10 protein-coding genes are annotated in these 10,445 nt (G+C 45.6%); 6 read left to right on the top strand and 4 right to left on the bottom strand.

What is annotated here, in order from left to right:
* Positions 1 to 324 precede the first annotated feature (324 nt).
* Together QUA77_RS19320 and QUA77_RS19315 are read left to right on the top strand one after the other, a co-directional pair.
* On the top strand, positions 325 to 972 hold the full coding sequence (locus QUA77_RS19320; protein ID WP_333037522.1) for a hypothetical protein: 648 nt from the start codon (positions 325 to 327) through the stop codon (positions 970 to 972).
* A gap of 117 nt (positions 973 to 1,089) precedes the next feature.
* Positions 1,090 to 1,281: a DUF433 domain-containing protein gene (locus QUA77_RS19315; RefSeq protein ID WP_333037520.1), complete on the top strand. Its 192-nt coding sequence runs from the start codon at positions 1,090 to 1,092 to the stop codon at positions 1,279 to 1,281.
* A gap of 146 nt (positions 1,282 to 1,427) precedes the next feature.
* Here the strand turns inward: QUA77_RS19315 and QUA77_RS19310 are convergent, their stop codons facing one another.
* Both QUA77_RS19310 and QUA77_RS19305 read right to left on the bottom strand, forming a co-directional pair.
* Positions 1,428 to 2,642, bottom strand: a complete 1,215-nt coding sequence (locus QUA77_RS19310) for a class I SAM-dependent methyltransferase (RefSeq protein WP_333451883.1) — start codon at positions 2,640 to 2,642, stop codon at positions 1,428 to 1,430.
* 233 nt (positions 2,643 to 2,875) lie between these two features.
* Positions 2,876 to 4,060, bottom strand: a complete 1,185-nt coding sequence (locus QUA77_RS19305; protein ID WP_333324118.1) for an NAD(P)H-quinone oxidoreductase subunit H — start codon at positions 4,058 to 4,060, stop codon at positions 2,876 to 2,878.
* 57 nt (positions 4,061 to 4,117) lie between these two features.
* Here QUA77_RS19305 and rsmH point away from each other — a divergent pair, with 57 nt between their 5' ends.
* The 3 genes from rsmH (at position 4,118) to QUA77_RS19290 (ending at position 8,175) form a co-directional block, all read left to right on the top strand.
* Complete coding sequence (gene rsmH / locus QUA77_RS19300) at positions 4,118 to 5,020, top strand: 16S rRNA (cytosine(1402)-N(4))-methyltransferase RsmH (RefSeq protein WP_333451881.1); 903 nt, start codon at positions 4,118 to 4,120, stop codon at positions 5,018 to 5,020.
* A 562-nt stretch (positions 5,021 to 5,582) separates the two neighbouring features.
* Positions 5,583 to 7,256, top strand: coding sequence for a SpoIIE family protein phosphatase (locus tag QUA77_RS19295; RefSeq protein WP_333037515.1), 1,674 nt, complete (start codon positions 5,583 to 5,585; stop codon positions 7,254 to 7,256).
* 496 nt (positions 7,257 to 7,752) lie between these two features.
* Complete coding sequence (locus tag QUA77_RS19290; RefSeq protein WP_006633914.1) at positions 7,753 to 8,175, top strand: ATP-binding protein; 423 nt, start codon at positions 7,753 to 7,755, stop codon at positions 8,173 to 8,175.
* Between the two features lie 347 nt (positions 8,176 to 8,522).
* Here QUA77_RS19290 and QUA77_RS19285 read toward each other — a convergent pair whose 3' ends face one another.
* Complete coding sequence (locus QUA77_RS19285; RefSeq protein WP_333037513.1) at positions 8,523 to 8,957, bottom strand: nuclear transport factor 2 family protein; 435 nt, start codon at positions 8,955 to 8,957, stop codon at positions 8,523 to 8,525.
* Positions 8,958 to 8,974: 17 nt separating this feature from the next.
* Between QUA77_RS19285 and QUA77_RS19280 the strand changes: the two genes are divergently transcribed.
* Complete coding sequence (locus tag QUA77_RS19280) at positions 8,975 to 9,202, top strand: hypothetical protein (protein ID WP_333037512.1); 228 nt, start codon at positions 8,975 to 8,977, stop codon at positions 9,200 to 9,202.
* Positions 9,203 to 9,304: 102 nt separating this feature from the next.
* On the opposite strand, the gene QUA77_RS19275 is transcribed toward QUA77_RS19280, so the two are convergent.
* A complete protein-coding gene (locus tag QUA77_RS19275; RefSeq protein WP_333451879.1) occupies positions 9,305 to 10,267 on the bottom strand; it encodes an orange carotenoid protein N-terminal domain-containing protein in 963 nt (320 codons plus the stop codon).
* Between the last annotated feature and the right edge of the window lie 178 nt (positions 10,268 to 10,445).

The following is a 10,445-nucleotide window of genomic DNA, read 5'->3' as shown; positions in this document are numbered from 1 at the left end:
TGATTTTAAATCACCCTAACCTTCCTTCAGTCTTGTCTTATGGTACTTTGGCTGCTTAAAAACTGTCCGGACTATTGCTGAGAAAGATATGTGTTCTGGCTGTAACATTACTTGTGATGAGGACTTTAAAATGAGATTTCCGAATATTCAAGTGATTATCTTCTACAACCAGCCATATCCGTAGAAGTACAGGATAGAAAGTCAGTAGAGCTTACCAGGGCTTTACTGGCTTTTCTGGGTAAGGTAGAATGGAGGTGATATGAAGCTTAATATTACCTGGCTCCTAGTTTACGATTAAGAAAAATACATAAGGAGGGAAAGTCAATGATACAGTTTGACATAGGTCATTACACCGATTTCAAGTTGCCCAACAATTCAGATATTCCAGAGCAATTACAACTAACACTTCACACAGTTTGGGACAGAAAGTATCGCGATTTATACGAAAGAGGCGGAAACAGCGATGTAGAAGAAGCCTTTGTAGAAGTAATGACATCCTTTGGGATGCCTAATAATCAAATATCCCATCAGCGATACGTCTATATGGCTTATGGAATAGCATTAGCAGCTAAACCGACGATTAAACATTACTTTCCTGAAGAAGACAAGGCTGATAGAGTTCAAAAAATTGTATCTTGTTGGCTGAAGGATGGTTGTGAAATTCCCGAAACTTGTGCAGATACCTTGTTTCCTAATATCAACAAAATTGGAAAATATCAAGCTACTGACGAAGCTTATAATATCTTCTATGGCTTGCTGCAAACACTCAATACAAAAACAGCCTATAATGCCATCTTAGATATTCTGTATGATGCCATTACCGGCGATGCTATTTCTGGTTTTGCTGTGGCCAAACGAGATATGTTTAATTGGTGGTTGATTGAGGTGATTCCGGCTGCCTATTGTTTAAAGCTGCCATCTACTTTATATTCAGGAAAATGGGAATTTCCGCCACTGAGTCAGTGCGCTTAAGTAATGACCAAAGCAATTAGTACAGCTTAATTAGTTAATAATCATGGGAATCCAGTTATTGACAATTACGAGCGCTCTCATTCATACTATAACTAAGCGTTGTAGGAGCTAACTTTAATGTCGGATCTATTCGCAAGAATCACTGTTAATCCTAGACAGTGCGACAGTCGCCCTTGCATTCGCGGCATGAGAATTCGGGTATCAGACGTACTGGACTTATTTGTGGCTGGTTTCAGTGAGGAACAAATACTAGAAGAAATGCCCGATCTTGAAGCTGACGATCTGAAAGCATCTCTTTTGTATGCTTAGCGCAAACTCAATCATCCGGTATTGGTTGTATGACAATAATTTGGGTAGATACAGAATCAATCAAAATTACATCAGCGTTAATCAGCGTTCATCTGCGGTTCAAAAAATCTCAACTATTAAATTAGTTAATCATCAATCTGGAATTATCAATCAGGCACCATCAAGCCCTTCAATATTCTCCCCTTTTCCTCCTCCCTCAACCCCTTACACTGCACCAAAACCCCAAAACCCCCCAAACCCATCGGATCGATCAATTGATGCAAAGCCTCCCGTCGGCGCAAAAACGTTGCCACATCCAATACTTCCGCATCATTTGTAGACAGAGAAGCAATACGATCGCCCAAACCCAACGCCATCAAAAACAAAGCCTGCTGAGTAAACCCTACCACATCCAAACCGCACAATTCCCCCTGCCTTTCCAGCGCCGTAAAATTAACATGAGCCGTTAAATCCTGCCGCCCCACATTAATATAAGGATTATTGTGATATCGGTGCAGATAATAACACTGTAGCGTCCCCTCCCTGCGCCTCGGATTGTAATAGCGGTGCGCCGGATAACCGTAATCAATAGTTAACAAATATCCCCGCTGCAACTTTTGAGCAACTGTACTCATCCAGTCCAAAGCCGCCAAATTCACCTCACTGCGATAACCATCCCCGTACACACTCGCCGACAAATCGATGCTTACAAAATCAAAATATTCGGCAATTTTAGGCGTGGAAACTTCGCCAATAACTTCAACAAAGTTTATCTCTTTTTGTTGATATTTTGGGGTTTCTGCAGCAACGTAAATTTCCCTAACCTGCCCGTCTTCCAGAATGAATTGATGCACTGGAAAAGCATCCACTAACTCGTTAGAAAAGAAACATCCGACTATTGAATTATTAACTATTTCCTGCCAATTGCACCACTTAACGCATTTGAGATTACTTAAGCTTTGGCGTTGTTCCGCTTGAAGTATTGGCGAAATTTCAACAATTATGTATGTTAAAGTTTTAAATAAGTCGGGATGTTGCCGTTGCAGATATTGCAGCACATTAGCTGCAAAAGTTCCCCGCCCAGCGCCCATTTCTACGATCGCGAAATTGAAAGGGCGATCGAGAATTTGCCACATTTCCACAAACTGCTCTGCCAAAACCTCGGCAAAATCAGCTCCCCAATGAGACGACGTGATAAAATCGCCTTGTTTGCCGATCGACGGGCGATCGCTATTGTAATAACCGTGCTGCGGATGATATAATGCCAAATCCATATATTCAGCAAAAGTAATACGTCGCTGCGGGCTGGCGGCAATTCTTTCGCAGATTAAAGCACAGAGATCCGGATTGCTGTCATTGATATCTGGTTGCTGGACTTTCATAATTTATCGAATCAAAGTTGATGTTATTTCATTTGTGAAGGAGAGATTTTTTTATTAACCGCAGAGGGCGCAGAGGGTACAGAGGAAGAGAGAAGAGAGAAATCAGGTATATTTTAGCTACCTTAACAGCAAAATTAATCGATATCTATCCGCGTTTATCTAGGGTTTAAAAAAAAATCAACCCGGTTCCATAAAAAAACCGGGTTAAGTTATCAGATAAAAACCGACAAAACCTACCTGTCAACCGAGCCCATAATAATGTCGATACTCCCCAAAATTGCCACCAAATCAGCAATCTTCACGCCGCGCACAATGTGAGGCAAAATCTGCAAATTATTAAAATCCGCAGCCCGAATCTTCCAGCGCCAAGGAAACACACTATCATCCCCGATAATATAAATCCCCAACTCACCCTTGCCGCTTTCAACGCGGACATAATGTTCGCCCTTGGGAATCTTAAAAGTCGGGGCAACTTTTTTGCCAATAAACTGATAGTCAAAACCATTCCACTCGGATTTTGGCCCGCTTTCTAAGCGCTTCGCTTCCAAATTCTCGTAAGGGCCGCCGGGGAGTCCTTTCAAAGCTTGATAGATAATCTTAACAGACTCGCGCATCTCCCGAATCCGTACTAAATACCGGGCTAAACAATCGCCAGCAGCTTCGGTACAAACTTCCCAGTCGAAGTCGTCATAACATTCGTAATGGTCAACTTTCCGCAAATCCCAATTTACGCCGGAACCGCGCAACATAGGGCCGGATAGTCCCCAGTTAATCGCTTCGTTGCGAGAAATAGTACCCAGGCCTTCAATCCGGCGGCGGAAGATTGGATTGTTGGTAATTAAACGTTCGTACTCGTCAATTTTGGGAACGAAATAATCGCAGAAATCTTGGCATTTATCTACCCAACCGTAGGGCAAATCGGCGGCAACTCCGCCAATGCGGAAATAGTTATTATTCACCATGCGATAACCTGTGGCTGCTTCCCACAAGTCGAGAATTGGTTCGCGATCGCGCATAGTATAGAAAAAAGGAGTTTGCGCGCCCACGTCCGCCAAAAACGGCCCTACCCACATCAAGTGGTTAGCAATCCGGTTCAACTCCAGCATAATTACCCGAATATAACTAGCCCGTCTGGGGACAGCAATATTTGCCAACTTTTCCGGTGCATTCACTGTCACCGCTTCGTTAAACATCCCCGCAGCGTAGTCCCAGCGGCTCACGTAGGGCACGTACATCACGTTGGTGCGGTTTTCGGCAATTTTTTCCATCCCCCGGTGCAGATAGCCCAAAACTGGCTCGCAGTCCACCACATCTTCCCCGTCCAGGGTGACAATTAACCGGAGTACCCCGTGCATGGATGGGTGGTGCGGCCCCATGTTGAGCACCATCGGTTCGGTTCTAGTCTCAATTCTTGACATAATTAAATGAATTAATGATTACTAGCTATTGTTGATTTTTGTTTGGCTTTTATGATTATGAAGGATATCGAGCTCTCTGAGAAGGAGACCCTTGGATCGGATGTCAGTATTGACACCTATCACGTTCCAGTTTTGGGTCAAGAATTAATTGCGGGTTTGGCTGTGCGTCCAGGCGGACACTATTTGGACGTGACGCTTGGGGGCGGCGGACACACGAGTTTGATTTTAGCGGCGGCGGCTGATGTTACAGTGGTGGCGATCGACCGCGATGAACAAGCCATCCGTTTTTGCCAAGCCCGATTTGCCAACTCGCCCGTTGAGTTTTGGCACGGCAACTTTGCTGAATATCAGTCCCCAGAGGCCGAATTTGATGGTATCATAGCAGACTTGGGCGTCAGCTCTGCTCAGTTCGATACACCGGAACGAGGATTTAGTTTTCGCCACCCAGCTCAACTAGATATGCGTATGAACCAGCAGCAATCTTTGACGGCAGAAGAGATTATCAACCACTGGGAAGAAGTTAAACTAGCAGATATTATTTACAAGTACGGCGAGGAGCGACTGTCGCGGCGCATCGCAAGGCGGATTGTGCAAGGGCGTCCTTTTCAAACTACAACAGAACTTGCAGGCGCGATCGCCTCCAGCTTCCCCCCCAAGCAGCGCAACGGCAGAATCCATCCGGCCACCCGTACTTTCCAAGCTTTAAGGATAGCTGTCAACTCCGAACTCGCTTCTTTAGAAACTTTCCTCAACCAAGCCCCAAGGTGGTTAAAACCCGGTGGGAGAATCGGAATCATTACATTTCACAGTCTCGAAGACCGACCAGTCAAGCACCAACTCAGAGGAACACCCAATTTGCAGGTACTGACAAAAAAGCCGATCGGGCCACAATCCGAAGAAGTCGCTAGAAATCCCCGCTCTCGTTCTGCTAAGCTCAGACTGGCAGAAAGAATAACTTGATTCGGCAGTAGTAATATGCTTGCTGCAAAAAGTTCAGAGATTGGGGAGACTTGCATGCAGCAATCAAGTACGATGCGGCAAAGATGTAGGGAATAGCGCCAACAACCCACCACTAACCCTCCGGGTACAGTGGGGCTTGAAATACAGCCGGTGTTGACCAGACTTAGGTAGCAATACCTGCGTTAGTAGTAAGTGTTAAAATTCACACCGAGGACAGTGCCGAGCTAGTTAAGAACTCTGCAATCAGAGCATTAATTAGCAGTTTTGAATGCTGGTGTGTTTAGAAAAGTACCGACTGCTAACAAGGTCATTGCTCGTATCACAGCGTGAAAGCTGACTCGGGAATTTTCCCTATTGAAGCGGCCTACCGAGGCGGGTTACAGTATCGAAAGCCTCTCATCTGTGCGAACAGATGGTGCGAAAGGAATGCTCACCTTGAGGTAAAACGGGTTTCTTTAACTCAACTTGACGTAACTGATATGTTGCATATATCCAGCCCCCCTTTTCCTCCCGCCACCTTGCTGATTACAGCTATGGTGGGGGTTTTCAAGGGGGAAGAAAGATGAGTCGGGGAGATGGAAGCAAGCTGAAACTGATGGTAGTCGATGACGAACCCGACAACTTGGATTTATTGTACCGGACGTTTCGACGCGACTTTCAGGTTTACAAAGCAGATAGCGCCCTCAGCGCCCTGGAAGTTCTAGACGAACAGGGTGAGATGGCGGTGATTATATCTGACCAGCGGATGCCAGAAATGAATGGCACCGAGTTTTTGGGGAAAACTGTCGAGCGATTTCCCGATACGATTCGGATTCTGCTAACGGGATACACCGATGTTGAAGATTTGGTTGAGGCCATCAACTCAGGTCAAGTTTTCAAATACATCACCAAACCGTGGAATCCAGAAGAACTCAAATTGGTGATCAATCAAGCCTCAGATACTTACAAATACTACAAGCAGCGCAGCGTTGCATTGCGCCGCGCTTTACGCAAGGAATCTCTGTTCAATGAGGTAATGAGCGTCATTCGCGGGTCGCTAGATTACTCTAGTATGGTACAAACTATTGTTCAAACCGTAGGTCAAACTTTTGAGGCCAACTATTGTATGCTGCGGCCGGTAGAGAGCGATCGACTATTGCCGAGTACCTTCCCCTACCAAGCCCAAACCGACGATGCCAGTAGCTTTTCTTTTGATGAAAATTTGCTGGTTCAAGCTGTAGCCACCCGCCAAACTCAAGTGAACTCAAACAGTGGGGGGAATGGTAACTCGGTTGAGATTGCCGTGCCCCTGACTTACCAGCAAGAATTGCTGGCGGTACTGGCTTTGTCCCAGATTGGCGGCACTAACCCTTGGTCGGCAGAAGATATAGAGTTAATAGAAGGTGTAGCAGCTCAAGCTGCTCTCGCCCTGTCTCAAGCTAAGCTCTACCAGCGCACTCTGGATTTAGCCAAGCAGATGCAAAACGAGTTGGAAGTGGCTCGCCAAATCCAAACAAACTTGTTGCGCCAAAGTTGGCCGGATTTTGAAACTGTCAGAGTGCAAGCTTGCTGCTATCCCGCGCGGGAAGTTGGTGGCGACTTTTTTGAAGTCTACGTCCACTCCCAAGGAGATATTTGGATAGCGGTGGGAGATGTTTCGGGTAAGGGAGTTCCGGCTGCTCTATTTATGGCGAGCGCGATTTCGGTGATGAGGCGGGAACTTTCCCAAGAAGTTTCTCCAGAACCCGCTCAAGTTATGCAGAACATGAATAGCAGTATGTCTGACGACCTGATCGGGAACAACCATTTTATTACAATGGTTGTAGCTCGTTACACTCCGTCAACGGGACACCTCGCCTTTGCTAATGCCGGTCACATTTACCCGATTGTTTGGTCTCACTCGGAGGTGAAAGCTCAAGCCGCTAGCGGTAAAACGCCAGCCGAGCCGAATTTCCTGAAAGCTCGTGGCATTCCCTTGGGGATACTACCAGTTTGGAGAGGCAAAGCAGGTACGATCGAATTAAAGTCAGGAGATGTATTTCTGCTGACGAGTGACGGAATTACTGAAGCTAGCGTGACCACTGAAGCGGTCGCAGGGGGTGTACCAACCCGTTCTATGCTACAACAAGAAGGGCTTTGGCAACTATTGATTCAGGAACCTGGTTCTTTCAACTTGGACAATTTGTTGGCTCACATCCGAGCCGATAATCCCGTTCAGGAAGACGACCAAACCATACTCTCTCTGGAGGTTCTTTGAATCTGTCAGCGACTCCCGACCCATAGTCGGGGGTGAGAGCCGAAAAAACTTAAGCCCTGCTGGTTGACGGTTCACAGAGTAGTCCTGCAAAGGACGGCGTTATCGTCAACAGTAAAAAACCTAGCCGGCGATGGCGCAGCTAGTTTCCTGAATCGCTTTCCTGGGGGATTAAACACCTGTAAAAGGTTAAGGTAGAAGGCATTGGTCAGAAAAAACCAAAGCTTAAAAGCCAGGGATTGAAACAAAGATTTTTTATACCTCGCTGCTTGCAGTCTCGGTATAATTATCAATTGTTAATGGGCTTTAGACCCATAACTAAAGTTTTCAACTATACTCTTAACTTCTGCCTTCTACCGAATCATGAATGCCTGATTTTTCAACAGAAAAGGCTAGTATCCCCCAAGTAGCGACAAGTATTGAGGCCGAATCCATTCGGCGCGTCGTGTTTCATACCTGGTGTGAATACACAGGGTTTTCAAACTTACGGGATTTTTTTATGAATACTGAGCTTCATGTGCCAAGCGACTTGCGGTTTTTAACAATTGTTGAAAATTGGTTGCTGAGCAGTTTGGAAGTAGAGCTAGGAGAGCACGTCGATTGGCCGCGTCAGTCGAATCGTTTGCGCTTGGTGTTAGCAGAAGCCTATTCTAACGTGATCCGCCATGCTCACAAAGATCAACCCAATTTGCCCGTGTTAATTCGCTTGAATTTAAAAAATAGGGATATTGGTTTAGAAATTTGGGATTACGGTAAAGGTTACGAAATGGATACTTACAATCCCCCGAGGCCGGAAGCTAAACAGGAAAGCGGCTACGGCTGGCTGATTATGAGTAGACTTATGGATCGGGTGGACTACACTTTGCAAATAGACGGTCGCAACTGTCTAAAGTTGGAAGCGAGTTTGCCGGAAAAATCTTAATTAGTCGTTAGTCATTAGTCATTAGTCATTAATGATTGGCAATGCACTTTTAGACTCGCTTTGGCTGTCTGTCGCACGCGCTGCGGTGACAGCCAATTTTCCGTGCAGTAGCGTCAGCCCAAGGCGAGACTGTAAGATTGTAGGGGTAAAGTTCCGATCGCACAAATAGCCACGAAACCGATTTTTTATACCGTGAGTGGCACTTCACCAAAGATTTGGATCAAAACCCGGTTTCTGCCTTATTCTGGCGATAAAAAGCCGATTAACCTGTCGATCGCAGGATTTTAGCTATTACGTGCGATCGACAGGTTAAACCAAAATAGAGAATTTAAATCTGAAACAGCTTATTAAGCATCAAATTTTTTCTGTGACCGCAGACTTAGCAATTCTTGGGGAGAAGCTAACAGTTTGACGGTGACAGAAAGGATTTTTTGGTCAGAATTGAGCAAGAATAGCCATCCGACATTAACACCAAATGCGGAAGTTTGCACTCGACCGCTGACCTGAACTTCTACTTTGCCATCTTCTAAAATTTGGCTGACACCTTTCTGGGGTTCTAGCTGCATTCCTCGTGCTTCTTTTTTTAGATAAGTGGCGATCGAGATGCTGCCGATAATTGGATCTTCAAACGGCGCGTGCAGAACCCCGTCATCGGCAAATAAATTAGCCGTCGCTTCAAAATCGCCCGCGTTTAAAGTTTCAAAATATTGCACTATCCCTGGCATTGTGATGCCTGCAATCTTTATAGAGGTAGTTAAAATAGGTCGAGTTGTTGCGGTCATAAAACAAGTGATTTCAAATGAATGAGTATACTGTAATCATTCTCTTTGTCGCAGCAAATCCCTCAAAAGATATAAGTAGGGGTAGGAAAATAATTCTCCGAAAAAAGGAGGAATCGGGAACCGCAGAGCGTCGATCGCCGCTTTCAGAGCGATCGACCAACATCAATATTACTTTCAAAAAATGTAAGTGTAGCCAACCTGCAAACCCTGATACCATCAGTCATTTCCCATCCTTCAATTCTTGAATCTAAAATTTAAAATCTAAAATCTAAAATGATAGAAACCCAGACACCTAAAGGCATCTGGGTTTCTGGCTAAGTCTGTTTGACTGACCGAACCAGAATATTCTATTTACGCATCAAATTGAGCAATTCTTTAGGAGATGCCAACAAGTCGATCGCCACAAAGAAAATTTGACCTTGGGGATCGAGCAAAAACCGCCACGCGATGTTCATACCCACATTCGATCCGAACCAGGGAGTTTCGACTTTGCCAGTGACTTTCACTTGGCGGTAGCCATCTTCTGCGGGTTCCGATACGCCTTGCTGGGGCATCATTTTCAGTCCGATGCACTCTTCCCGCATATAGTTGAGGATAGCGTCGCGACCGACGATCGGCTTTTGGAAAGGTGGTTGCAGGGCACCTTCTTCAGCAAATAAACCGACGGCGGGGGTGAAGTCGAAGGCGTTCATGTAGTCGATGTAGTTGAGGACAGTCTGCTCACTGATACCCTCAATTTGGGTTTTCACCCGCTCTTCTGGAGCGGTGGGAGTGCTGCGGGGGGCCGAGCGTTTGCCGTACTCTTGGCTGAAATCGGGGTCGTAGCCCATGTGAACTACGGTGTTACGAAGTACGGTAATTTGTTGACCGGGATCGAGTTTTTTGATAGTTTCGAGAACTGTGGTGGCTTCGGGAGACATTTGATAGCCAGCCGGGATCGGAGCGACAAGGCCCTGTTTCATCAACTGTCCCAACTCGTACCAGAAACCGAGTTTGGTATTGACGCGCAAAGAAGTGTAAATCCGGCCAATTGTTGTGTCGGCGTTGCTGGCTAGGTCAAACATGGTTTTGCTTTGAGCAGCCGGCGACATTTGCTTGATTTCGCTCAGAATGCCTTCGACAAGCGCCATGCTGGCTACTCCGGGAGCTGCTGCGGTGATGGAAATACCCATTTCGGTGTAGGCATACCAGAGCAGTGCGAGTTGGTCTTCAACGCTGAGTTTGTAGAACGCTTCCGTGGTAGCCGGAACAACGCTCGCAATCTCGGTGTTTGAGAAAATAGATTGAGCTGATTGAATACTAACTGCCATGTGTATACTGTGGGATTCGCTGTCGGTTTTACTTGCGTACTTGAATTGGCGAATCGAATTCTCCCTTAATTAAAATTATGTAACGTTTTTGACAAATTAAAGTTCAAATTTATAAATATAAAGATTGTGAAAGTATTATGAATTTGTTAACAAAGTATCTCTCAAGGTTAATAGATTA

The sequence above is a fragment of the Microcoleus sp. K5-D4 genome (assembly GCF_036704575.1).
Taxonomy (GTDB): Bacteria; Cyanobacteriota; Cyanobacteriia; order Cyanobacteriales; family Microcoleaceae; genus Microcoleus.
Note: the sequence above shows the minus strand (reverse complement) of the source record. Positions and strands in the feature narration are given on the sequence as shown.

Coding starts and splice junctions, on each gene's coding strand:
- QUA77_RS19320 (WP_333037522.1), top strand. CDS start 325: ATGATACAGTTTGACATAGGTCATTACACCGATTTCAAGTTGCCCAAC.
- QUA77_RS19315 (WP_333037520.1), top strand. CDS start 1,090: ATGTCGGATCTATTCGCAAGAATCACTGTTAATCCTAGACAGTGCGAC.
- QUA77_RS19310 (WP_333451883.1), bottom strand. CDS start 2,642: ATGAAAGTCCAGCAACCAGATATCAATGACAGCAATCCGGATCTCTGT.
- QUA77_RS19305 (WP_333324118.1), bottom strand. CDS start 4,060: ATGTCAAGAATTGAGACTAGAACCGAACCGATGGTGCTCAACATGGGG.
- rsmH (WP_333451881.1), top strand. CDS start 4,118: ATGAAGGATATCGAGCTCTCTGAGAAGGAGACCCTTGGATCGGATGTC.
- QUA77_RS19295 (WP_333037515.1), top strand. CDS start 5,583: ATGAGTCGGGGAGATGGAAGCAAGCTGAAACTGATGGTAGTCGATGAC.
- QUA77_RS19290 (WP_006633914.1), top strand. CDS start 7,753: ATGAATACTGAGCTTCATGTGCCAAGCGACTTGCGGTTTTTAACAATT.
- QUA77_RS19285 (WP_333037513.1), bottom strand. CDS start 8,957: ATGACCGCAACAACTCGACCTATTTTAACTACCTCTATAAAGATTGCA.
- QUA77_RS19280 (WP_333037512.1), top strand. CDS start 8,975: ATGAATGAGTATACTGTAATCATTCTCTTTGTCGCAGCAAATCCCTCA.
- QUA77_RS19275 (WP_333451879.1), bottom strand. CDS start 10,267: ATGGCAGTTAGTATTCAATCAGCTCAATCTATTTTCTCAAACACCGAG.